Source organism: Paraprevotella sp., assembly GCF_986071375.1.
Genome location: NZ_CFQRNQ010000024.1, coordinates 1 through 23,519, shown reverse-complemented (window position 1 = coordinate 23,519; position 23,519 = coordinate 1). Strand labels below are relative to the sequence as shown.

Annotated in this window: 24 protein-coding genes; 12 read left to right on the top strand and 12 right to left on the bottom strand. The window is 49.3% G+C overall.

The features are described from left to right. The first annotated feature begins 74 nt into the window (after window positions 1–74). Window positions 75–944, top strand: coding sequence for an N-acetylmuramoyl-L-alanine amidase-like domain-containing protein (locus tag AC5RDV_RS11690; RefSeq protein WP_415958336.1), 870 nt, complete (start codon window positions 75–77; stop codon window positions 942–944). Here the strand turns inward: AC5RDV_RS11690 and mtgA are convergent. Both mtgA and AC5RDV_RS11680 read right to left on the bottom strand, forming a co-directional pair. Next, the gene (mtgA, locus tag AC5RDV_RS11685; protein WP_008625370.1) at window positions 937–1,611 is read right to left on the bottom strand and encodes a monofunctional biosynthetic peptidoglycan transglycosylase; all 675 of its coding nucleotides are present in this window, start codon (window positions 1,609–1,611) and stop codon (window positions 937–939) included. The genes AC5RDV_RS11690 and mtgA overlap by 8 nt on opposite strands. A gap of 8 nt (window positions 1,612–1,619) precedes the next feature. Continuing rightward, window positions 1,620–2,348, bottom strand: coding sequence for an OmpA family protein (locus AC5RDV_RS11680; RefSeq protein WP_008625369.1), 729 nt, complete (start codon window positions 2,346–2,348; stop codon window positions 1,620–1,622). A gap of 114 nt (window positions 2,349–2,462) precedes the next feature. Here AC5RDV_RS11680 and proS point away from each other — a divergent pair, with 114 nt between their 5' ends. The 7 genes from proS to AC5RDV_RS11645 all read left to right on the top strand — a co-directional run bounded on the left by proS (window position 2,463) and on the right by AC5RDV_RS11645 (window position 10,754). Next, complete coding sequence (proS, locus tag AC5RDV_RS11675; protein ID WP_008625368.1) at window positions 2,463–3,944, top strand: proline--tRNA ligase; 1,482 nt, start codon at window positions 2,463–2,465, stop codon at window positions 3,942–3,944. Between the two features lie 205 nt (window positions 3,945–4,149). Beyond that, on the top strand, window positions 4,150–4,764 hold the full coding sequence (locus tag AC5RDV_RS11670) for a TetR/AcrR family transcriptional regulator (RefSeq protein WP_040602564.1): 615 nt from the start codon (window positions 4,150–4,152) through the stop codon (window positions 4,762–4,764). A gap of 8 nt (window positions 4,765–4,772) precedes the next feature. Then, window positions 4,773–6,026 carry a TolC family protein gene (locus tag AC5RDV_RS11665; protein ID WP_040602573.1) on the top strand — a complete coding sequence of 418 codons (1,254 nt, stop codon included), beginning with the start codon at window positions 4,773–4,775 and terminating at the stop codon, window positions 6,024–6,026. A gap of 7 nt (window positions 6,027–6,033) precedes the next feature. Continuing rightward, entirely contained in the window at window positions 6,034–7,014 is a 981-nt protein-coding gene (locus AC5RDV_RS11660) for an HlyD family secretion protein (protein WP_008625362.1), read from the top strand. Window positions 7,015–7,020: 6 nt separating this feature from the next. Beyond that, window positions 7,021–8,490, top strand: a complete 1,470-nt coding sequence (locus AC5RDV_RS11655) for an ATP-binding cassette domain-containing protein (protein WP_008625360.1) — start codon at window positions 7,021–7,023, stop codon at window positions 8,488–8,490. Between the two features lie 59 nt (window positions 8,491–8,549). Then, window positions 8,550–9,638 carry an ABC transporter permease gene (locus AC5RDV_RS11650; RefSeq protein WP_040602572.1) on the top strand — a complete coding sequence of 363 codons (1,089 nt, stop codon included), beginning with the start codon at window positions 8,550–8,552 and terminating at the stop codon, window positions 9,636–9,638. Window positions 9,639–9,662: 24 nt separating this feature from the next. Then, window positions 9,663–10,754 (top strand): ABC transporter permease, encoded by a 1,092-nt coding sequence (locus AC5RDV_RS11645; RefSeq protein ID WP_282747277.1) that lies wholly within the window; start codon window positions 9,663–9,665, stop codon window positions 10,752–10,754. A 269-nt stretch (window positions 10,755–11,023) separates the two neighbouring features. Here AC5RDV_RS11645 and fmt read toward each other — a convergent pair whose 3' ends face one another. From fmt to AC5RDV_RS11610, 7 genes are read right to left on the bottom strand one after another with little or no spacing between them, the layout of a single operon-like run. After that, window positions 11,024–12,004 (bottom strand): methionyl-tRNA formyltransferase, encoded by a 981-nt coding sequence (gene fmt / locus AC5RDV_RS11640; protein WP_008625353.1) that lies wholly within the window; start codon window positions 12,002–12,004, stop codon window positions 11,024–11,026. An 11-nt stretch (window positions 12,005–12,015) separates the two neighbouring features. Then, window positions 12,016–13,815 (bottom strand): chloride channel protein, encoded by a 1,800-nt coding sequence (locus AC5RDV_RS11635; protein WP_130892943.1) that lies wholly within the window; start codon window positions 13,813–13,815, stop codon window positions 12,016–12,018. A 12-nt stretch (window positions 13,816–13,827) separates the two neighbouring features. Next, window positions 13,828–14,397, bottom strand: coding sequence for an L-threonylcarbamoyladenylate synthase (locus AC5RDV_RS11630; protein ID WP_008625350.1), 570 nt, complete (start codon window positions 14,395–14,397; stop codon window positions 13,828–13,830). 22 nt (window positions 14,398–14,419) lie between these two features. Continuing rightward, on the bottom strand, window positions 14,420–15,985 hold the full coding sequence (locus tag AC5RDV_RS11625) for a peptide chain release factor 3 (RefSeq protein ID WP_008625348.1): 1,566 nt from the start codon (window positions 15,983–15,985) through the stop codon (window positions 14,420–14,422). A gap of 18 nt (window positions 15,986–16,003) precedes the next feature. Beyond that, a complete protein-coding gene (rfbD, locus tag AC5RDV_RS11620) occupies window positions 16,004–16,864 on the bottom strand; it encodes a dTDP-4-dehydrorhamnose reductase (protein ID WP_282747282.1) in 861 nt (286 codons plus the stop codon). A gap of 19 nt (window positions 16,865–16,883) precedes the next feature. Beyond that, window positions 16,884–17,429 (bottom strand): DUF4924 family protein, encoded by a 546-nt coding sequence (locus tag AC5RDV_RS11615; protein WP_282747284.1) that lies wholly within the window; start codon window positions 17,427–17,429, stop codon window positions 16,884–16,886. A gap of 4 nt (window positions 17,430–17,433) precedes the next feature. Then, window positions 17,434–18,090, bottom strand: coding sequence for a LysE family translocator (locus AC5RDV_RS11610; RefSeq protein ID WP_008625341.1), 657 nt, complete (start codon window positions 18,088–18,090; stop codon window positions 17,434–17,436). Window positions 18,091–18,241: 151 nt separating this feature from the next. Here AC5RDV_RS11610 and AC5RDV_RS11605 point away from each other — a divergent pair, with 151 nt between their 5' ends. Further along, window positions 18,242–19,210 carry an ROK family protein gene (locus tag AC5RDV_RS11605; protein ID WP_130892941.1) on the top strand — a complete coding sequence of 323 codons (969 nt, stop codon included), beginning with the start codon at window positions 18,242–18,244 and terminating at the stop codon, window positions 19,208–19,210. 147 nt (window positions 19,211–19,357) lie between these two features. Then, window positions 19,358–20,455 (top strand): DUF4934 domain-containing protein, encoded by a 1,098-nt coding sequence (locus AC5RDV_RS11600; RefSeq protein WP_282747289.1) that lies wholly within the window; start codon window positions 19,358–19,360, stop codon window positions 20,453–20,455. A gap of 148 nt (window positions 20,456–20,603) precedes the next feature. Here AC5RDV_RS11600 and AC5RDV_RS11595 read toward each other — a convergent pair whose 3' ends face one another. From AC5RDV_RS11595 to trmD, 3 genes are all read right to left on the bottom strand, one after another. After that, window positions 20,604–20,795, bottom strand: a complete 192-nt coding sequence (locus AC5RDV_RS11595) for a DUF8506 family protein (protein WP_008625338.1) — start codon at window positions 20,793–20,795, stop codon at window positions 20,604–20,606. Next, window positions 20,782–21,390: an ATPase gene (locus AC5RDV_RS11590; RefSeq protein WP_008625337.1), complete on the bottom strand. Its 609-nt coding sequence runs from the start codon at window positions 21,388–21,390 to the stop codon at window positions 20,782–20,784. Before AC5RDV_RS11590 ends, AC5RDV_RS11595 begins: the two co-directional genes overlap by 14 nt. A gap of 102 nt (window positions 21,391–21,492) precedes the next feature. After that, window positions 21,493–22,176: a tRNA (guanosine(37)-N1)-methyltransferase TrmD gene (gene trmD / locus AC5RDV_RS11585; RefSeq protein WP_008625328.1), complete on the bottom strand. Its 684-nt coding sequence runs from the start codon at window positions 22,174–22,176 to the stop codon at window positions 21,493–21,495. Between the two features lie 189 nt (window positions 22,177–22,365). Here trmD and AC5RDV_RS11580 point away from each other — a divergent pair, with 189 nt between their 5' ends. Beyond that, on the top strand, window positions 22,366–22,755 hold the full coding sequence (locus AC5RDV_RS11580) for a BlaI/MecI/CopY family transcriptional regulator (protein ID WP_008625327.1): 390 nt from the start codon (window positions 22,366–22,368) through the stop codon (window positions 22,753–22,755). A 55-nt stretch (window positions 22,756–22,810) separates the two neighbouring features. Then, on the top strand, window positions 22,811–23,519 hold a 709-nt coding region (locus AC5RDV_RS11575), incomplete at its 3' end, for a M56 family metallopeptidase (RefSeq protein WP_494222159.1).

The following is a 23,519-nucleotide window of genomic DNA, read 5'->3' as shown; positions in this document are numbered from 1 at the left end:
TGCAAAATTACGCTTTTTTTCGGATGCCTTATCAGGTTTTTATCTTAACTTTGTCTGCAACCTTTTAAAATGATATGATGTCACATCGAATGTTAGGACTGTTCGTCGGAGGGGCGATGATGTGTCCATTAAGCCTGTCGGCACTGACTTATACGAAAGAAGATTCGTTGAAAGTGGTGCAACTCCTTGATGCCGGAAAAAAACAAACGAGAGGAACAAACCTGACTTTGTTTTTTGCGGAGCAATTCATCGGGGTGCCTTACGTGGCTTCTACTCTCGAAGTAAATCCGGCCGAAGAGTTGGTTGTCAATTTACGTCAGTTGGACTGTACGACGTTGGTCGAGAATGTGGTGGCTTTGACTCTGGCCGTAAGAGAAGAGCATCCCACATTTGTTTCTTTTTGCCGGAATCTGGAAAAAATACGTTATAGCGGAGGGCAGTTGAACGGATATTCTTCCCGTAACCATTATTTTAGCGAATGGATAGCGAGTAATGAAAGGCAGGGCATCGTGAAGGAAATAAAAGGAGAAAAAAGCGAGGGTTATCGGCCTTTCATTGCCGTACAACGTCTGCGTTTGGATTATATGAGTACGCATCCAGGTGCGTATCCGATGTTGAAAGGAAAGGCAAGCGAGATAAGCCGTATCCGCAAAAATGAACAAAAGTTGGAAGGTGTTTCAGTGAGGTACGTGCCTTTGTCGCTGTTGGACAAGGGGAAAGGCGTGTTGGGGGCGATTCACGATGGAGATATTTTAGCTATCGTGACCCGAAAGAAAGGGTTGGACACATCGCATTTGGGATTGGCCGTGTGGCAGAAGGGAAGCCTTCACTTGCTCAATGCTTCCAGTATCCATAAGAAAGTGGTGTTGGAATCCATGACATTGAGCGAGTACATGAAGAAACACCCCTCCCAATTAGGAGTGCGGGTGGTACGTGTCATTTGAACAGGTCGATGTGTTTCATTTGCCGCATGATGGCCGTCTGCCGTTTCAGCATGTACCGTGACGGGTCTTTGGAACTGTATTTAAGCGGATTGGGTAATGTGGCGGCTATCAATGCACAGTTGGCACGCGTAAGTTTCTCGGCAGGACGCCCGAAATGTTGTTGTGCCACGGCTTCGGCGCCATATATGCCGTCGCCCATTTCGATGGAGTTCAGGTAGACTTCCATAATCCGTTGTTTGCTCCAACATAATTCGATTAAAGCCGTGAAGTATGCTTCCAGTCCTTTTCTGACCCAAGAGGAAGTCGGCCATAAAAACACGTTTTTGGCAGTTTGCTGACTGATGGTGCTACCCCCGCGTCTGCGTTTCCCGGCTATACGTTCTTCCACGGCATTTTGGATTTCTATTACATCAAAACCGTGGTGCTGAAGAAACCGTTGGTCTTCGGAAGCCATGACGGCTACGGGTAAGTATTTGGACATTTCATCCAAAGGAACCCAATGGTGTTTCAATCTGATTTTTTCGCCCCGTCCGACCTGTTGTGCACAGCGGATGAACATGAGCGGGGTAACAGGTACAGGGACAAAACGGTAGAGGATAACAAAAAAGATTGTACTCCCGAAGAACGAGAGTACAATCCATTGAATCAGTTTCTGAATTTTTTTCATCTTTCCGATTAGTTGCCTGCCTGAGCTTGGGCTTCCTGAATCATTTTTTCACTGGCGTACAAATAAACTTCCACACGGCGGTTCTGCTCGCGTCCGGCAGCCGTACTGTTGTCGGCTACGGGGTCAGCTTCTCCCAAACCTTCCACCGAAGTTATCTGTGTAGACGAGACTCCGCATTGTTTCAGGTAATTGGAAACGGAATTAGCCCGTTGCAATGACAGGTCCATATTTTTTTGCACGCTTTGGGCTGCCGTGCTGTTTTTCCATCCCTGATTGTCGGTATACCCTTTAATCGCCACGTCCATGTCCTTGTTTACATTCAATACCGTGCTGGCAAATTTGGCCAATGAAGCGGTAGCATTGCTGCTTAAAGCCGAACTGCTGGTGTTGAACAGGATACCAGAGTCGAACGTTACTTTCACTGCTTGCAAGCCGTTGGCATCTGTTACGCTTTCCACTTGCGCGTTTTCCACTTGTTGCGCCGCAGCTTTGGCTTTATCCATTTTCTTTCCGATTAACGCACCTACACCTGCACCCACGGCTACGCCCACAGCAGCACCGATTCCGGCTCCTTTGCCTTTATTGCTGGATGCCAAGGTTCCAATCAATGTACCCAAGGCAGCACCACCGCCGGCACCGATCAGTGACCCCTTGCCGGTATTGTTCATGTTTCCTCCACAACTGCTTAAAAGCATACCTGCACTCAGTACGAGTGCGCAAAACTTCAATCCTTTCATAGTTATAACTTTTTGAATTTTTAAATCATGAGCAAAATTAGATATTTTCTACCGAATAGCCGCATGAAAAGGAAACTTTTTGCTAATTTTGCAAACTGTTTATAGATATTGATTATGGCTAAGGAACTTAAAGATTTGACCAAAAGAAGTGAGAATTATTCTTCATGGTATAACGAATTGGTGGTGAAAGCCGATTTGGCCGAACAGTCGGACGTAAGAGGATGTATGGTGATAAAGCCTTATGGTTATGCCATTTGGGAGAAGATGCAGCGGGTATTGGATGATAAATTCAAGGAGACCGGTGTGCAAAACGCTTATTTCCCGCTGCTGATTCCTAAATCGTTTCTGAGTAAAGAGGCCGAACATGTAGAGGGATTTGCCAAGGAATGTGCCGTGGTGACGCACTATCGCTTGAAGACCAACGAGGACAAGACCGGCGTGGTGGTAGACCCGGCGGCCAAGCTCGAGGAGGAACTGATAATCCGTCCTACTTCCGAGACTATCATTTGGAATACTTATAAAAATTGGATTCAGAGCTACCGCGACCTGCCCATCCTTTGCAACCAATGGTGCAATGTGATGCGTTGGGAAATGCGTACCCGGCTTTTCCTCCGCACGGCCGAGTTCTTATGGCAAGAAGGACATACGGCACATGCCACGCGTGAAGAAGCTGAGGAACGTGCCAAGCAGATGTTGAAAGTATATGCCGATTTTGCCGAGCAATACATGGCCGTGCCCGTCGTGCAGGGCGTGAAGAGCGAGACGGAACGTTTTGCCGGCGCTTTGGACACTTATACCATCGAAGCCATGATGCAGGACGGGAAAGCTTTGCAGAGCGGTACGTCGCATTTTTTGGGACAGAACTTCGGAAAGGCATTTAATGTGCAGTTTATCAATAAAGACAATAAGTTGGAATATGCCTGGGCTACTTCCTGGGGAGTGTCCACCCGTTTGATGGGTGCGCTCATCATGACGCATTCCGATGACAACGGTTTGGTATTGCCGCCGAAGTTGGCTCCCATTCAAGTGGTCATTGTTCCTATATATAAGAATGCGGAACAGCTGAAAGCCATCGACGAAAAAGTGGAAGGCATCGTTGCCCGTCTTCGTGCATTGGGCATTTCCGTGAAGTATGACAATGCCGACAACAAGCGTCCCGGCTTCAAGTTTGCCGATTATGAGCTGAAAGGTGTGCCGGTGCGTTTGGTCATGGGAGGGCGCGATTTGGAGAACAATACGGTAGAGGTCATGCGGCGCGACACGTTGGAAAAGGAAACCCGTACGTGCGACGGCATAGAGGACTATGTAAAGACTTTGTTAGACGAAATACAAGATAACATCTACGCCAAGGCAAAATCCTATCGTGATGCTCATATTTATGAATGTGACAATTACGAAGAATTCAAGGAGCGCGTAAAAGAAGGCGGTTTCTTCCTTTGCCATTGGGACGGCACGGCCGAAACGGAGGCAAAAATCAAAGAAGACACGCAAGCCACTATCCGTTGCGTGCCGTTTGAGTTCGAGCAGACTCCGGGTGTGGATATGGTGAGCGGGAAACCGGCCAAATGCCGTGTACTGATTGCCCGTTCGTATTAAGAGCGATATTTTTTTGTTTTCATGGTTGTTGGCGGCCACGGACTTTTTCTCAGGGGAAGTTCGTGGCCACTCTTGTTTGCGTAGGTTTAACAGGTGGTAATATTAGTTAAACGATAAGCTTTCTTCCGGAATTTTTATTGCACTCTTCATGCAAATCTCTATCTTTGCCCAGTAATTAACAATAATGTTAAACATAAATGTTATTATGAAGAAGGAAGACAATACAGAACAGGCCATTTTGCAGGCTGCTGAAAAGGAGTTTCTCGACAAAGGCTTTGCGTTGGCCAAAACAACCGATATTGCGCAGGCCGCAGGCGTGACGCATGCCATGCTACATTATTACTACCGGACGAAAGAGAAACTGTTTGAACGGATATTCCAGGAGAAGGTGCAGGTCATGTCGCGTTCCTTGTGTGCCACATTTGAGGACGGAAAGCCTTTTTTAAGGCAGTTGGAAGACTTGATTGGGACGCATTTCGATTTCATTGCAGCCAACCCGAGGCTTCCACTTTTTCTACTGAATGAAATCCACCTGAACGAGGAGCGTCGCCGTATGTATTTGCCTATCCTGTTGGAGGCTGTCGCTGAGACACGGCAGAAATTATCTTACGAAATGGAGCGTGCTTTGAAGCGTGGGGAGATACGGGCTATGGGGACGGCAGATTTGTTGTTTTCCATAGTTTCGTTGAATATCATGTCGTTTGTAGGTCTGCCGGTAGCTCGCGAGGCATTCGGCATGAGCGAAGAGGACGTGCGCTTGTTCGTGGCGCGTCGCCGGGAAGAGAACGTGGAGATGATATTAAGCAGGTTAAGAAAATGATAAAGACTATGAAACGTTTTTGGGTATGGGCCATGGGAATGTGTGCCTTGCAGGGGACGCTGAGTGCCCAGTTGACGTTGGAGGCGTGTTATCGTGCAGCGCGGGAGAACTATCCTTTGGTACGGCAGTTCGATTTGATTGAGCGTACAAAGGATTTCACCGTGGAGAATGCCACGAAAAGTTATTTTCCCCAACTGAGCTTTTCGGGAAAGGCTTCATATCAGTCGGACGTGACGAAGATGCCCTTTAGTATTCCGGGGGTAGAGTTCGGTTTGGACAAGGACCAGTATCAACTGGTATTGGAGCTGAACCAGACGATTTGGGACGGGGGAGTCGTACGTAACCGTAAAGAGGAGGCCCGGGCCAAATCCGAGGTGCAGAAGGGACAGCTAGAAGTAAACCTTTATGCCTTGGACGACCGGGTGAACCAATTATTCTTCGGCATGTTGCTCATAGATGCACAGTTGGTACAAAATACTTTGTTGCAAGCTCAGTTGGTACGTAATTACAAGCAGGTACAGGCTTGTATACAGCAAGGAGTGGCCAATCAGGCCGACCTGGATGCCGTAGCTGTAGAGCAACTGAATGCCCGACAGACAGAGAGTGAGCTACGTGTCAATCGTAAAGCGTATGCCGAGGTGTTGGGATTGCTGACCGGCCGGAAAGGGATTGATGCGGAACGGTTGGTCAAGCCGTCTGTCACTGTGGAGCCGTTGGAGGAAAACCGCAGGCCGGAATTGTCGCTTTATGAATCGCAAAGGCGGCAGTTGTCCGTACAGGAGAAAGGTTTGACAGCCCGTTATATGCCCAAGTTGGGAGTATTCGCCCAAGGAGCCTACGGCGACCCCGGGCTGAACATGCTGAAAGGAGGGTTTGAACCTTATTACATTGCCGGACTACGGTTGAGTTGGAATATCAGCGACTTGTACACGCGGAAGAACGACAAAAGGCTGTTGGCTGCAAGTCGCGATGACATCGACGTGCAGGAGGCTGTATTCCGCTTGAACAACCGGATGGAGGCGGCGCAGCATTGGCGTACGGTGGAGAAGATAGATACCTTGATGAAGAATGACGACGAGTTGATAAGGTTACGCACCAACATCCGGAAGTCGGCCGAAGCCAAGGTCGCGAACGGCACGCTCACCGTGACGGAAATGTTGCGTGAAGTGACGGCCGAAGATCAGGCCAAGCAGGCCAAGGCCCTGCATGAGATACAACGCTTGCAAGCCTTATATGATATCAAATATACGATGAATCATTAAAAGTAGAATGAATATGGACATTTGGAATAAGTTATGGCGGGGCGGGTTGGACAGTCCGGTCGCCGTAGGAAAGACGGAGTATGGATTCAAACGGGGAGCCCGGGACATTTGCGGCGCGGCCTTGTTGGGATTGTTTGCGGCGTGCAGCGGGGCAGACACGGATTTCGACGCCACAGGAATCTTCGAATCCACGGAAGTCATCGTGTCTTCCGAAGCCAACGGCAAAATCATGGCATTGAATCTGGAAGAAGGCGATGTGTTGGAGTTGGGGCAACAGGTGGGATATGTGGATTCCGTGCAACTTCACCTGAAAAAGTGCCAACTGGAAGCCCAAATGCGTTCCATCGGTAGCCGTAGGGCGGATGTGGCCAAGCAGGTAGCTGCCACTCGGGAACAGATTGCAAAGGCCGAACTGGAAAGAAAGCGCAGCCTGAACCTGTTGGCGCAGAATGCCGGTACGCAAAAGCAGGTGGACGACGTGGAGTCGCAACTGGCCGTGCTGAAAAAGCAGTTGGAAGCCCAGCTGTCTACTTTGAATCTCGGCAACCAAGGCGTGACGGAAGAAGGGGATGCCGCAGAGATACAGATACGGCAGACAGAAGACCAACTGGAGAAATGCCGTATCGTCAGTCCTATTTCCGGTACGGTGCTGACGAAGTATGCGGAACGGGGCGAAGTGACGGCTCAAGGCAAACCCTTGTTTAAAGTGGCGGACATGAAGCATGTCTTTTTGCGGGCGTATGTGGGTGGCGACCAACTCTCTGCGGTAAAATTGGGGCAGGCGGTGAAAGTCTACGCTGATTATGGAGCGGAAGACCGTAAGGAATACAAGGGAAAAATCACGTGGATATCCGGACAGGCCGAATTTACGCCTAAAACCATACAGACGCGTGACGAACGGGCGAATCTGGTGTACGCCGTGAAAATAGCCGTGGAAAACGACGGCTTTCTGAAGTTGGGCATGTATGGCGAAGTCAAATTCAACTAAGGTGTCATGGAATCCATTGTGAAGGTAGAGGGCGTGTCCAAACATTACGGCAGCGTACGGGCTTTGGACGACGTTTCTTTCGAGGTCAGACCCGGAGAAATCTTCGGACTGATAGGACCGGACGGAGCCGGGAAAAGCACGCTGTTCCGCATGTTGGCCACTTTGCTGTGTCCGGAGAGCGGGCGGATTACGGTGGACGGGCAGGACGTTGTGGGGGACTACCGCAAGTTGCGTGCTTGCGTCGGTTATATGCCGGGCCGGTTTTCCCTGTATCCCGACCTGACGGTGGAGGAGAACCTGGACTTTTTTGCCACGTTGTTCGGTACGTCTGTACGTGAGAATTACCATCTGGTGGAAGACATATACAAGCAGATCGAGCCGTTCAAGACCCGCCGCGCAGGGAAACTCTCCGGCGGAATGAAACAGAAACTGGCTTTGAGCTGTGCGTTGATTCATAAACCGGTGGTTTTGTTATTGGATGAGCCGACCACAGGGGTAGACCCTGTCTCGCGCAAGGAATTTTGGGAAATGTTGCGGCGGCTGAAGCGGGAAGGCATCACCATCATCGTCTCTACACCTTATCTCGACGAGATACGGAGTTGCGACCGTATGGCATTCCTCTACGGCGGTGCGGTCAAGGGGATAGATACCCCCACCGTCATGTTGGAACGGTTTGCCGGTATCCTGTGTCCGCCGGGCTTGCAACGCGAACCGGCCGGAGCCCAGTCGGAATGTGCCATCGAGGTGCACGATTTGGTGAAACGGTTCGGGACGTTCACGGCTGTAGACCACATCTCCTTCCGTGTGGGGAAAGGCGAAATCTTCGGTTTCCTCGGGGCGAACGGGGCAGGCAAGACCACAGCCATGCGCATGCTGTGCGGCTTGTCTTATCCCACGTCGGGCACGGGGCGCGTGGCCGGTTTCGACATCAACACCCAACAGGAAGAAATCAAGAAACATATCGGTTACATGAGCCAGAAGTTCTCGTTGTACGACGACCTGAAGGTGTGGGAAAACATTCGCCTGTTTGCCGGTATTTATGGACTCTCGGACGAGGTGATAGCCCGTCGCACGGACGAAGTGCTGCATACGTTGGGACTGGAAGCAGAGCGGAACACGATGGTCAAGTCGTTGCCCTTGGGATGGAAACAAAAGTTGGCTTTTTCTGTGGCTACTTTCCATCGTCCGGACATCGTGTTTCTCGACGAACCGACCGGAGGGGTAGACCCAAGGACACGGCGCCAGTTCTGGGAATTGATTTATCAGGCAGCCGATCAGGGTATCACCATCTTCGTCACAACGCACTATATGGACGAGGCCGAATTTTGCGGTCGAGTGTCCATCATGGTGGACGGAAAGATACGGGCATTGGATACGCCCGAAGGCTTGAAACGTACTTTCGGAGAAAAAGACATGGATGGAGTGTTTCACCGTTTGGCCCGTGAGGCCACACGTAATGCAGAAATTTGCGGGTAAGAGAGTGCAGACCGAACTTGTTCGGTGTCTGCCGAGCGTGAGTAAATTATTCAATGAAGATGAAACAGTTTTGGGCTTTTATCAAGATAGAGTTTTTCCACATTTTCCGCGACAGGCGGACGATGCTGATATTGTTGGGCATGCCGGTGTTGCAAATCATTTTGTTCGGTTTTGCCATTACTACGGAAATCAACCACAGTCGTGTGGCTGTGCTCGACCCGTCGAAAGATGCCGTCACAACGCGTATTACGGAGCGGATAGATGAAAACCGTTATTTCTCAGTCGTAAGATATTTATCATCGGCTTCTGAGATAGAGTCCGTGTTCCGGCATGACGAAGCGGACATCGTGGTGGCTTTCACGCCTGACTTTGATGAAAACTTGCGTACGGGTGAATCCGGTATACAACTGGTGGTGGATGCTACGGATCCGAATACGGGGAATATGATGTCCGGTTATGTGCAGGGCATCATTGGGCAAGCCCTGCAGGAAGGACAGCAAGCCGGATTGGAGGTGCAGACGCACCTCTTGTTCAATCCTCAGATGAAGAGTGCCTATAATTTCGTACCCGGCGTGATGGGGCTGATACTGATGCTGATTTGCGCGATGATGACTTCCATTTCCATTGTACGAGAGAAAGAGACCGGTACGATGGAAGTCCTGTTGGTGTCGCCCATCCGGCCTATTTTTATCATTCTGGCCAAGGCCGTACCCTACTTGGTACTTTCTTGCGTCAATCTGGCCACGATATTGCTGCTGTCGGTCTACGTGCTGCATGTGCCGGTGGAGGGCAGCCTCTGGACGCTGTCTTTCCTGAGCCTCCTTCTGATTGCGGTGGCTCTGTCGTTGGGATTGCTCATTTCATGTGTGGTACAAAACCAAGTGGCGGCCATGATCGTGTCGGGTATGGGACTGATGATGCCTGTCATGTTGCTTTCAGGCATGATTTTTCCCATAGAGAGCATGCCGGCTGTCCTGCAGTGGATTTCCAATATCATTCCGGCAAGGTGGTACATACAGGCCGTGAAGAAGGTGATGATAGAAGGCTTGGGCATGGCCGCCGTATGGCATGAGGCGTTGATACTGTCCGGCATGGCGGCTTTGCTCATCGGGCTGAGCTTGAAGAAATTCAAGGAAAGGCTAGAATAATACGGACGTAAAAGAGGAAAACTTATGGTACTGAAATATTTAATAGAAAAGGAGTTCAAGCAAATGCGGAGGAATCCCATCATCCCCCGGCTCATTTTGGTGTTTCCCTGCATGATGATGATTCTGATGCCGTGGGCAGCCAATCTTGAAATCAAGTACAACAACCTAGCTGTGGTAGACTTGGACCATTCTGCCTTGTCGCGCCGTCTGGTGGAGAAAGTGGCTTCCACGGATTATTTCAAATTGGTGGAGAACGCGCCGGATTACGGCCGTGCATTGGAGAGCGTGGAGCGCGGAGAGGCGGATGTTATTCTGGAGATTCCGCGTGACTTTGCCAAATTTTTAGGCACGGGGCGCCCCGTGGAACTTCAGATTTCGGCCAATGCCATCAACGGAACCAAAGGTGGACTGGGCAGTTCTTACCTTTCTACGGTGGTAAACGATTTCGTGAATCAGGAATTGGGAGGCACGGGTATGACCCGTTTGTCCGTACTTAACTTGTATAATCCGCATCTGAATTATAAAGTGTTCATGGTACCGGCTTTGCTCATCATGATGCTGACGTTGCTTTGCGGCTTTCTTCCTGCATTGAATATCGTGAGCGAAAAAGAGGTGGGCACGATTGAACAGTTGAACGTCACGCCGCTCAACAAGTTCGTGTTCATCCTGGCTAAATTGGTGCCTTACTGGATTGTGGGGCTGGTGGTCCTGTCTATCGGCTTGGTGTTGTCCGCCGTGCTCTACGGCATTGTGCCGTCAGGCAGTTTGTGGCTGATATATTTCTTCTCGTGCATTTACATTCTTACGATGTCGGGTTTCGGGTTGGTTATTTCCAATTATTCTGCCACGATGCAGCAGGCCATGTTCGTCATGTTTTTCTTCCTGATGGTATTCATCCTGATGAGTGGCTTGTTCACCCCCGTGCGCAGCATGCCGGACTGGGCGCAGTGGATAGCGGCTTTCAATCCGTTGACCTATTTTATTCAGGTCATGCGTATGATTTTCCTGAAGGGATGCGGGCTGACCGACTTGTGGCCGCAGTTCGGCAAGATGCTGTGTTTCATGTCGGTGTTTGCCGGAGTAGCCGTGTGGAGTTATCGGAAGACAAATGCCTGATAGCCCGTGCCGGTCATCTACGGCGATAGATGACATGCCGAATGATTTACAAAAACGAGTCGTGGGAAACTTGTGGGTTTTAATTTGGTAAATCATTGTAATACAGTGGAATAAAAACGCCTTGCAGGAAATGTGTCAATCTATGCAAGGCGTTGTTTTTTTCTGCGCCAAACGATTTTTCAATCTCAGGCGAACGATTTTTCAATCTCCTGAGATTGATTTTCCGTTCTGCGGCGAACGATTCGGGCGTTGAATTTCCTTTACGGATTCTATAGCATGAGGAGATTTTCCGGCATACGGAAACCCCGCAGGAAGTCTTCTGTGCGCATCCTTTTCTTGCCCGTCAGTTGGATTTCCTTCAGGCGGAGGTAACCTCCGTCTACGGCCACTTTCAGGTAGGTCTTTCCGTCGCTGACCACTTTGCCCGCCGGTTCGTGGCACGCACACGGCTCTTTCTCCGTTTCGTATATTTTAAGGGTATAAACCTTGCCTGTGGCTTCGTCCTTCATCTCGCTCCACGCGGCAGGGTAGGGCGACAAGCCGCGTACGAAATCATACAGTTGCTTGAGCGTCTTGCCCTGCCAATCCATCCGGCACGTCTCCTTGAAGATTTTCGGTGCCGGGTGCAACGGGCCTTCCACTGCCATCGTTTCTTGCGGTATGGGGCGGACGGCATCGGCCAAGATGTGGTCTACCGTCTCCACTACCAACCGGCCGCCGAGTTCCATCAGTTTGTCGTGCACCACGCCCACATTGTCGGTGTCCGCAATCGGGATGCGCACTTGTTGGATGACCTCGCCGGTGTCGATTTCATGTTTGAGGAAGAACGTGGTGATGCCCGTTTCCGTTTCGCCGTTGATGACGGCCCAGTTGATGGGGGCGGCCCCACGGTATTGCGGCAACAACGACGCATGCAGGTTGAATGTACCCATGGGAGGCATGTTCCACACTACTTCGGGCAACATGCGGAAAGCTACCACGATTTGTAGGTCGGCACGTAGGGAGCGGAGTTCTTCCACAAAGGTTTCGTCTTTCAGCTTGACCGGTTGCAAGATACGCAGGCCGTGTTCCACAGCGTACTGTTTCACGGGGCTGGCTTGCAGTACGTCCTGGTGGCGGCCCATCGGTTTGTCCGGCATGGTGACGACACCGACCACGTTGTAACCTCCTTCTACCAAGCATTTCAGGCTCTCCACCGCGAACTCCGGTGTGCCCATATATACAATTCTCAAATCTTCTTTCTTTTTCATGTCTTTAGTTTTTAGTCGTCGGATAAGTCGGCCAGGGTCTTACGGTAAAGGGTCAGCACGTGCGACTTGCGGATGAAGCCCATGAACGTGCCTTCCGTGTCTACTACCGGGAGCGTCCAAGCCTGAGTCTTGTCTAACGTGAGCAGCACTACGTCCATGGAGTCGTCAATGTTCAGGCGAGCCACCGGCTCTTTCATCAGTTGGCCGATTTGGAAACGGTGGTACAATTCCTGCCGGAACATGATGGGGCGGACATCGTCCAGATAAATGATACCCACCAGACGGTGCTGGCGGTCCACCACCGGGAACACGTCGCGGCGCGAAGCCGAGATGGTTTTTACCAATTCGCTCAAATCCATGTCCGGATACAGGTATTCGTCGTATTTCTCGATAACCGAGTCGAGACTCATCAGCGTGAGTATGGCGCGGTCTTTATGGTGCGTGAGCAACTGGCCTTTCTTGGCCAAACGCATGGAATAGATGCTGTGGGGCTCGAAAGAAATGATGGTCAGGTAGGCACAGACGGATACGATCATCAGGGGCATGAATAGCTGATAGCCTCCGGTGAGTTCCGCGATAAGGAATATGCCTGTCAGTGGGGCGTGCATGACACCGCTCATCAGTCCCGCCATGCCGATCATGGCAAAATTCCGTTCGGGCAAGTAAATGCCCAGACAACGGTAGAAGTTCCAAAGGCGGGCGAAAATAAAGCCAGAGATACAACCCAAAAACAGGCTGGGGGCGAAAATACCGCCACAACCTCCGCCACCGTTGGTGGCCGTGGAGGCGAAGACTTTGAAGATAAGTACCAACGCCAGGTAAAGCAACAACAGGTTGCCGTGTCCGTAGAACAGCGAACTGTCCATCGCCGTGTCCCAGTCTTTCGCGCCGTTCCCGTTCAGCAGCAGGTTGATAAGGTCGTAGCCTTCTCCGTACAACGAAGGGAAAAGGTAAATAAGGATGCTCAGCGTGGCTCCGCCGATGAGGAGCTTGACGTAAGGGTTGGAATATTTGCGGAAGATGTCTTCCAGCGAGTTCATCGTGCGGGTGAAATAGAGCGATACCAATCCGCAGAAGATGCCCAAAAGGATGTAGGCCGGTATTTTGTCTACGGCGAATCCGTTTTGCAGATGGAACTCAAAGATAGTGTTCGTACCCGATACGGCGAATGTCACTCCGGCCGCCGTCACGCATGAAATCAGCAAAGGCAGCAAAGCTCCCATCGTGAGGTCTATCATGAGGACTTCGAGGGTGAATACAAGCCCGGCAATCGGGGCTTTGAAGATGCCTGCCACGGCACCTGCCGCTCCGCAACCCACCAAAAGCATCAGGGTCTTGCTGTTGATGCGGAACAGGCGTCCGAGATTGGAGCCGATGGCCGAACCGGTGAGCACGATGGGGGCTTCTGCCCCTACGGAACCTCCGAACCCGATGGTAATGGCACTGGCTATGACGCTTGACCAGGTGTTGTGGACCTTGATTTTACTTTGTTTGCGTGCGATGGCGAAGAGAATCTTGGTGACACCATGGCTGATGTCGTCCTTTACGACATAGCGGACGAACAGTCCCGTCAGGAAAATGCCGATGACGGGATACACCAGGTAAAGGGCGTTGGAACCAGTGGCATCGAAACGGTAGGTCAGGAGGTATTGTATCTGATGGATGAGCCATTTCAGGAAGAGTCCGGCGAAAGCGGTCAGTACACCGACCACCAAACTAATTATCAGGATGAATTTCTGTTCGCTGAAATTCATCCGCCGCCAGATGAACAGGCGTTCGAAAAATGTGAAATTCCTTTTTACCGCGTTCATAGCTCCTTCCGCTTATTTCCTGATGATGGTCACTTCGCCGTCCGGACGCAATTTGATGATGCTACTGGGAGCTGCTTTTGTCTTTTCTTTCCTGCGGCTTTGCACAATGTAGTCTACCGCGTTTTTTATCTCGTCGCTGATGTCATCGAAACAAGCCGGCGAAGGCTCGCCGCTCACGTTGGCTGAGGTGGACACGACGGCTTTCTGGAAACGGTAACACAACTCTCGGCTGAATTCTTCACGGGTGACGCGTATTCCCACGCTGCCGTCTTCGGCCAACAGGTTGGGGGCCAAGTTCTTGGCCTTGTCGAAAATGATGGTGAGCGGACGGGTGGCATATTCTATCAAGTCCCAAGCCACGTTGGGCACGTCGCTTACGTAACGCTGCAACCGATGGTCGGAGTCTACCAAGCAAATGAGTGCCTTGCTGTCGTCGCGCTTCTTGATGTCGTACACACGGCGTACCGCCTCTTCGTTGGTGGCATCGCAACCGATGCCCCATATCGTGTCCGTAGGGTAGAGGATGACGCCACCCCGGCGCATGACTTCTACTGCCTGTCTGATGTCTTCTTCTCTATTCATGTCCGTTGGTTTGGTTTAAACTTTAAAATTCGCTAGTGAAATGGAATTTGATGTGCTCAAAGTCGCTCTGTGCCATCTGGAGAACGTAGTTGCTGTCGGCCAAAAAAACGTCGCGGCCTTCGCGGTCCTTGGCCATGAACTGGTACTTGCGCTTTTTGAAGGCTTCCAGCTGTGCTTCGTCATCGCTTTCTATCCAACACGCCTTGTACAGGCTGACGGGTTCCCAACGGCATTGGGCATTGTACTCGTTCTCCAGGCGGTATTGTATTACTTCAAACTGCAACTGTCCTACCGTACCGATGATTTTCCGTCCGTTGAACTGGTTGACGAAGAGCTGTGCCACGCCCTCGTCCATCAACTGTTCGATACCCTTGTTCAGTTGCTTGGTCTTCATGGGGTCGGCATTCTCGATGTATTTGAACATTTCGGGAGAGAAACTTGGCAGTCCGCGGAAATGTATCATCTCTCCTTCGGTCAGCGTGTCGCCGATCTTGAATATGCCGTTGTCCGGCAGTCCCACGATGTCGCCGGGCCAAGCCTCGTCGATGGTGCTCTTCTTTTGAGCCATGAACTGTGTGGGCGAAGAAAAGCGCAGCGTCTTGTTTTGGCGTACATGCAGGTAAGGCGCGTTGCGCACGAACTTGCCGGAACATACCTTGCAGAAGGCGATACACGAACGGTGGTTCGGGTCGATGTTGGCTGTGATTTTGAAGATGAAGCCGCTGAACTTCGGCTCTTCCGGGCGCACCATGCGTTCTTCCGCCTGTATGGGGTGTGGGCTGGGAGCTATCTTTACGAAGCAGTCCAACAACTCTTTCACACCGAAGTTATTCAAGGCCGACCCGAAAAAAACAGGTGCCACTTCGCCATTCAGGTAAGTGTTTACATCGAATGACGGATAAACCCCGTCTACCAGTTCCAGGTCCATGCGTAACTTTTCTGCATCGGCATCGCCTACGTGGTTTTCGAGTGCATCGCTGTGGATGTCCACTTCCACCTTTTCCGTTACCTTTTGCTTGTCGGGCGTGAACAGGTCGAGGCGTTGCTCGTAGATGTTGTACACTCCTTTGAAGCGCTGTCCTTGGTTGATGGGCCATGAGAGCGGGCGTACTTTAATCTGTAATTCCTGTTCCAACTCGTCCAAGAGGTCGAAGGGGTCTTTTCCCTCACGGTCCATCTTGTTGATGAAGATGATGACCGGCGTTTTGCGCATACGGCATACCGTCATCAGTTTCCGGGTCTGCGCCTCCACGCCTTTTGCACTGTCTACGACAATGATGGCGCTGTCTACCGCTGTCAGCGTTCGGAATGTATCTTCTGCAAAGTCTTGGTGTCCCGGGGTGTCCAAGATGTTCACCTTATAATCCCCGTAATCGAACTCCATGACAGAGGTCGTGACCGAGATACCGCGTTGTTTTTCGATTTCCATCCAGTCGCTAGTGGCTGTTTTCTTGATTTTGTTGTTCTTGACTGCTCCGGCCACTTGGATTTGCCCGCCGAAGAGCAATAATTTTTCGGTGAGTGTGGTCTTTCCGGCGTCCGGATGGGAAATAATAGCAAAAGTCCTTCTTCTTTCTATTTCATTCATACGTCTCGATGCGTCGGTTTAATTCTGTTCTAATTTCTGTATACACTCGGCCAGCGAGTCTTCCCAATAGGGAATGTCGATGTGGTAAGTCTCTTTGATTTTGGTTTTGTCGAGTACGGAATAGTGGGGCCGTGCCGCCGGTGCGGGATATTCTTCCGTATGGAGCGGGCGCACCTTGCAGGTGGTGATGCCGGCTATGCGGTGGATGGCTTTGGTAAAGTCGTACCATGAGATAGCTCCCTCGTTGCTGAAATGGTAAATTCCGGGAACGAAATCTTGTGTCAGTACGGCAAAGATGGCCACCGCCAGGTCGCGTGCGTAAGTCGGCGTGCCGATTTGGTCGAAGATGACCCCGAGAGTCTCTTTTTCCCGGCCTAACCGCAACATGGTCTTGACGAAGTTGTTGCCGAAAGTGGAGTAGAGCCATGCCGTGCGGATGATGACCGATTCAGGGCAGTTCTGCATGACGGCTTCTTCTCCTGCCAGCTTGGTGCGGCCGTATACCGTAGCCGGGCATGTCGGTTCTTCCTCGCGGTAGGGGATGTGTGTAGTTCCGTCGAACACGTAGTCCGTAGAAACCTGTATCATGTAGCCGCCTTGTTCATGTACTGCTTTAGCCAAATATCCCGGAGCAATGTGGTTCAGTATGTTACAGAAAGCTTCGTCTGCTTCGGCTTTGTCCACAGCCGTATAAGCCGCACAATTCACGACGCAGTCAATGCCGTTCGTCTTGACGAATGACTTTACGGCATTTTCGTCGGTGATGTCCAACTCTTTCACGTCTGTGAAAAAATAATTGAACTCCGGATACCCGGTAGCCAAAAGCTGCATTTCATTGCCCAATTGGCCATTGCAACCTGTTACTAAAATATTTTTCATATCATTTGTTTCCTTTTGTTCATTCAAATTTCAATTCGCCTGCTTTATCTTGTTTATAATAGTCGGACAGCATGGCCAAAAGTTTGGTGATGTCGGCCACGGCCTTGGCGGTCTCGTCGCTTATCGGTTTGTGTTGCAGGCGGAGCAACATCACGCCGTAGAGGGCATCGAAACAGTTTTCCAATTCCGGTATGTCCTTTTTGTCGCCCTTATTGCGAAGTTCCATAATGTAAGGGAGTGCCTTGTAATAAGCAGACGTATAGAACGGGAACTTGGAAGATTGCAAAAGTTGGTTGTGCAAATCGGTGAGCCACAGGATGATGTTCCGGTTGATTTGCAGGTGGCCACCCTCCTGTATGCCTTCTTCCTTCATCATGCGGATGAGATGGCTGTACCATTCTTCCATTTCTTTTTCCGTTTCCTCCGTGGCTCTGAACTGTGCCAGATAGTTCTGTTTGAGTTCATCCGGATCCAAGTGGTGGGCACGGAGAATATCTTCCACCTGCCACATATAAAGCAGGTATTCGGCAATGTTTTTTTCTTTCAGTTGTTGGGCTATATACATATATTTATAACGATAAACCGGTCAGCGTGACGGCAAGCCCCACGATAGAGGCCACAATGACAACCACTCCTATGAGCCTGTTCAGCAAATAGATGCCTTTGACATCGAAACGGCTGCGCACTTTGTCTATGAAATAAGTCAAGACGAACCACCATATCATGGCTCCGACGAACACGGACAAGTAACCTAAGGATTGCTGTACCACGTGGTCAGGGACGACAAAGGTGAAACGGGCGAACAACGCCACGAACAGAAAGATGATGAGTGGGTTGGAAAACGTGACCAGAAAACCGGTCACCATATTGTGTATAAGCGTGCCTTTACGGGGAGAAGTCGGGCGGATGGATTTCGCCGGATTGCAACGGTAAGTGTACCATCCGAAAAAGAAGAGCATGATGCTGCCCGCCATCTGCAGGTAGAACATGTTGTCTTTGTTTTCAATGAAGTCTACCACGAAACTCATTCCGAATCCCGTTATCAAAGCATATATGATGTCGCTGAAAGCTGCTCCGATTCCTGTGACGAAACCATACCAACGCCCCTTGTTCAGTGTACGTTGGATGCAAAGCACTCCGACAGGTCCCATGGGAGCGGATGCCACCACGCCGATGAGCAATCCCTTTATGATTAAATCTAATGTACTAACCGGTTCAAACCACATAATAGGTGCAAAATTGGCATTTTTTCATGAGACTATAAAGAAAAGTCCGTTCTTTTTTTATTTTTCGTGAAAAAGAGTTTTTTTCTTTTCGCGGTTACATCTGTTTTTCTTAACTTTGAAAACTGTTATAATTAACTTTTATGTATTTTATATGGCTATGGAAAATAAACCTTATGTAATAGGGCTTGATTTAGGGGGAACTAATTCGGTTTTCGGCATTGTGAATGCGGAAGGAAGCGTGGTGACTTCAACGTCTATCCGGACGAAAGGACAGAACGATTTGGATGTTTATATGGACAGTGCTTGTGCGGCTTTGGCTCCGATGATAGAACAGGTGGGCGGTATCCAGAACATCAAGGGGATGGGAATCGGTGCGCCTAATGGTAACTATTACACCGGTAATATCGAACTGGCGCCCAACTTGCCGTGGAAAGGAATCGTCCCGTTTGCGAAGAAATTCAGTGACCGGTTGGGGATTCCCGTGGTATTGACAAACGATGCCAATGCTGCGGCTATCGGCGAGATGACTTACGGGGTAGCTCAAGGGATGAAGAACTTCATCATGATTACCTTGGGTACCGGCGTGGGCAGCGGTATTGTGGTCAACGGTGAGTTGGTCTACGGTTGCGACGGGTTTGCCGGAGAGTTGGGGCATGTGATCGTGGATACCACTCCGGAAGCCCGCTTATGCGGTTGCGGTCGTAAAGGGTGTTTGGAGACTTATTGTTCGGCCACGGGCGTGGCTCGGACGGCTCGTGAGTTTCTCGCCAAGCGTACGGACGACACGGAGTTGCGTAAAATCCCGTTGGAGGAGATTACGTCGAAAGATGTATCCATCGCAGCCGAGCACGGCGACCAACTTGCACGCGATGTATATAAGTTTACCGGTGAATTGTTGGGACGCTCTTGTGCCAATTTTACCGCCTTCTGTAGCCCGGAGGCATACGTGTTTTTCGGTGGGCTGACAAAAGCCGGTAATCTGATTATGGACCCTATAAAAGAGGCATACGATGCCAATGTGCAGAACATTTTCAAAGGAAAGGCCAAGATGTTGATTTCCCAAATGGATGATGCACAAGCGGCTGTGGTAGGTGCTGCGGCATTGGCTTGGAAAATTTAGTGACAGCTATAGATATGAGGTTGTGACGAAAGAGTATGTTTTGTATTTGTAGCCTAAGTCCTAGCTGCAGCAAAAAAGTTGGTGGCAGAATGGGGTTAGATGCGGGAATGATATTACCTGTAATGATTTCTTAAAAGACCTTGGCTTATGATGAAGCATACATTGTTCTCTCTTTCTATTTTAGTCTTGTGTAACTCTTGCGGTGATAGAAAAGAAGAAGCTAATATACGTGATTTGTCGGAAGTAAATAATACTATATCAACTTGCTCTTTTATAGAGCAAGTTGATTTTATTCCTCTTCATGAAAAAGATTCATTTTTATTGGGGGAAATCAATGCTATACGTAAGTACGACGGTAAATGGTATATTTTGGATAATAAGCAGAAAGCAGCGATTGTTGCTTTTGACTCGGTAGGTCAACCTGTTTCTCTATACGATAAGACCGGAAATGGAAAAGGGGAATATGCAGAAATCACAGATTTTGACGTGTCCCCAAAAACGGGAGGTATTTGTGTATTATGTGGTCCACCTAAAATTATAATATTAGATAAGGACCTAAAGTTCAAACAAGAAATAAAACTATCCGACTATTATTGGAGAATATGTTGGTATGATGCAGGTTTTTTATTGTATTCGGCTAATAATGCAACAGTGGATTATATTACCTTGGAACAAGGTAAGGCAAGAAAAATATTTCAAGCTGAAAGCGATATGTATAATGTTGCGGGTACAGAACCTGTTTTTATTAGGGATGATGACAATCTGTACTTCCATACGGAACAGTCGGATGCCTTGTATGAAATTAAGGATTTTGAATTTGTCCCGGTTGTATCTTTAGATTATCCATTAAAGAAGGAAACAGAGCAAATTTTGCATAAAAGGTATTATGGAGATTTGAATGTACAAGAACGAATGAAGTATGTAAGGCCTACTGTAAATTGTGTGATAGGCAATGACACGTGCCTTTCTTTTATATATAGTAGGATGCTATATTATATTAATATGCCTTATGAGAATCATTATATCAATTCCGTACTAAAAATTGATTGCGGAAGATCGACTATGAAGACAGGAAATCAACTAATAAGTTGGAAATATATCTCGGAATATGATCCGGAGAGTTATAGTGACGATCGTTTATATAAGGGAGTTAAGGTAAATCACCCTGTAATGAATGATAGTTTAAGGCAATCAGGAAATCCAATGTTGGTATTATATACTCTAAAAAAGACTTTTGGAGAGTAAAACGTATACTGTTCCATATGGGAAGATAATGTTCAACAAGTAAATTTTTCAAGTCTATATGTATAAAGCCGGCCTCAAAATCACTTTTGGGTCGGCTTTTTCTATTTTCCATTCGTCTGGCAAAGGGGGGCCGGATGAATGGATTCCGTTACCTGATTTGGGGACGGTAATTCTTGCGGATAGGATAAAGTTCCTCGGCCTTTACTTCGACAACTTGTCCTTCACGGGCGATAACCAAAGTGGTGTGGTTATGTTTTGCACGCTCTACGAGGCGTTTCTGAGCCAGGTATATGCCTTCGTCGATTTTGCGCTGCATTTCATAAACCTCATCCTCGCTCATTATCGTTTTCTTCGGTGTATTGGTCTTTGAATTTTTCATATACGGCTGGTTCAATAATAGTTATACTCTCGTTTTTGCATCCGTAGGCTATTTTGTTGGCCGGACAGGTGCTGTTGTCATACAATGCCCAATAGTCGCATACGGGCATATAGAGGTTGAACAGGTTGCTCAGGCCGTTGTCGTAACGGCGGTAAATCACGTCAAGCGGGATGTTGTGCCCACCTTCGCTTACGCGTTTGGCCACCCGTTTTACGGCCTGTTCCGGGCTGCTCAGCGAGAAGAAGAGCAACGTGACGAAATAGCCTCTTTTCTGTGCCTGTTTGATAAGTTTCACGTAAGACCGCGTGGCCAATGTCGTTTCAAAAGCAAAGGTTTCGCCTTCTTTCAGCAGGTGGATGATGCGTTCTATCATCAAGCGTCCCGCCTGGATGGCTACGCCTTCGGGATTGAACGGAGACAGTCCCGCTGCGATTTCATCGGCGTTGACGAATTCACGGCAATCCAACATTTCCGGAAGTACGGTAAAGCTGGCAGTCGTTTTTCCGGCTCCGTTACAACCTGCAATGATGTACAAGTTGTGTTTTTGTTCTCCCATTACATTATTTATTTAAATACTTAATGGCAAAGATACGATTTGGCGGTGAATCCGGCAATATTTCCGGTTCCTTTTTGACAGGGCTGAATGAAAAACAGACGGTCAGTCTTTCTTTTTCAGCAAATCGGGACGCAGAGCCTTTGTGCGTTCGAAAGATTGTTGCAGTTCCCATTCCTTAATCTTGGCTTCGTGCCCGGAAAGCAAGATTTCCGGTACGGTCCAACCTTTATAATCGGCAGGACGGGTATATACAGGAGCTGCCAACAGGTTGTCTTGGAACGAATCGGAGAGGGCGCTTTGTTCGTCGCCGATAACGCCGGGTACTATACGTACGATGGCATCCGTCATGACTGCGGCAGCCAGTTCTCCGCCCGTCAGCACATAATCTCCTATGCTGACTTCTTTTGTGATGAGGTGTTCGCGGATGCGGTAGTCTATTCCTTTATAATGTCCGCACAGGATGATGAGGTTTTCGCAAAGGGAGAGCGTGTTGGCCATCGGTTGGTTGAACTGTTCGCCATCCGGTGTGGTGAAAATCACTTCGTCGTAGTCGCGTTCCGCTTTCAAGGCCGAGATGCAGCGGTCTATAGGTTCACATTGCATCACCATGCCCGCAAAGCCACCGAAAGGGTAGTCGTCCACCCGGCGGTACTTATTCGTGGCATAGTCGCGCAAGTTGTGCAAATGGATTTCCACCAAGCCTTTCTTTTGGGCGCGCCCCAATATGCTTTCACGCACGAAGCCTTCGAGCAATTCCGGTAAAACGGTAATGATGTCTATTCTCATGGGGTATCGTAATCTTGATTTTTATTGCAAAAGTAGTGATTTTGCGGCATATTCTGGAAGGCTTAGCGGCTTATTACTAAAAATGGATGTTAAAAACGTAAGCTGATGTGTAGAAAAACAGATTCGGATTTGCTTTTCTAAACCTTTAGATATACATTTGCCGTATCAATAACTAAAGGTTTAGAAATTATGGGGAAGCAAGGAACTTTGACGAAAGCGGAGATGCAAATCATGAATATCCTTTGGAGTTTGCCTTCCATGAAAGGGACGATAGCGGATGTGCTTGAGGGGTACGGTGAGAAGAAACCGGCTTATACCACGGTGGCCACGTTCATGAAAATCCTGCTCAACAAAGGATATGTGGGGTTTGAAAAGATGAAAGGTACGAAAACGCTGTGTTATTATCCTTTGATCACGAAGAAGGATTACACGCGACAAGTGCTCGATGGCGTGAAGGATGACCTGTTCGGAGGTTCGTTTTCCTCTTTGGTGCGTTTCTTTGTCAAGGAGGAGCGTATTTCAGAAAAGGAACTGAAAGAAATGCTCGACATGGTGGAACGGCAAGATTCATTTTCGTAAACACAATGTCTGGGGAAACAAAAATAGAAGGTAACAGTCTCTTAATTTATCGGCCATGGGAACTTTTTTAGTCTATATCATCAAGTCGGCGTTTTGCCTGACGTTGCTTTATCTGCCTTATACCTTGTTATTACGTAAGGAGAAGTTGCATCGTCTGAACCGCATGGCATTGTTTGCCATTTTGGTGGCTTCTTTTTTGCTTCCGTTGGCGCAGGAGGAGTGGTTCGGGCAAGGGTGGCATTCTTGGCAGACGGCTGTACCCGATGGTGTATATGCATCGCTGATCGGGCAACTTGACAGCACCGGCCATTTTCTACCTACGGTAGTGGTTACGGCAGGGACGCCTGTTCCGGTATGGCCCATGGTCTTGGTGGGAATGTATTGGGTCGGGGTGGCCGTGTCGTTAGCGGTACGCCTATGGCAGTTCGGCCGCATGCGATGGTTTATTCCCCGGGGATGTTTGTGGAAAGAGTGCTGTGAGGACGGCATCACGCTCTATTGCCATGCCCGTCCTGTGGCCCCGTTCAGTTGGATGTGTTGCGTGGTCATGTCCGAAGAAGATTTGGAGGGCGCGGCGGGTGAGGCTATCTTTGCCCATGAGAAAGCCCATGTGCTCCACCGGCATTCCTATGACACGATGCTGATGTTGGCGGCCGAAGCCATACAATGGTTCAATCCCGTGATTTGGATGATGGAGATGGACATGCGCTGCATCCATGAATATCAGGCCGACGAGTACGTGCTGAATCAAGGCATCAACGCGA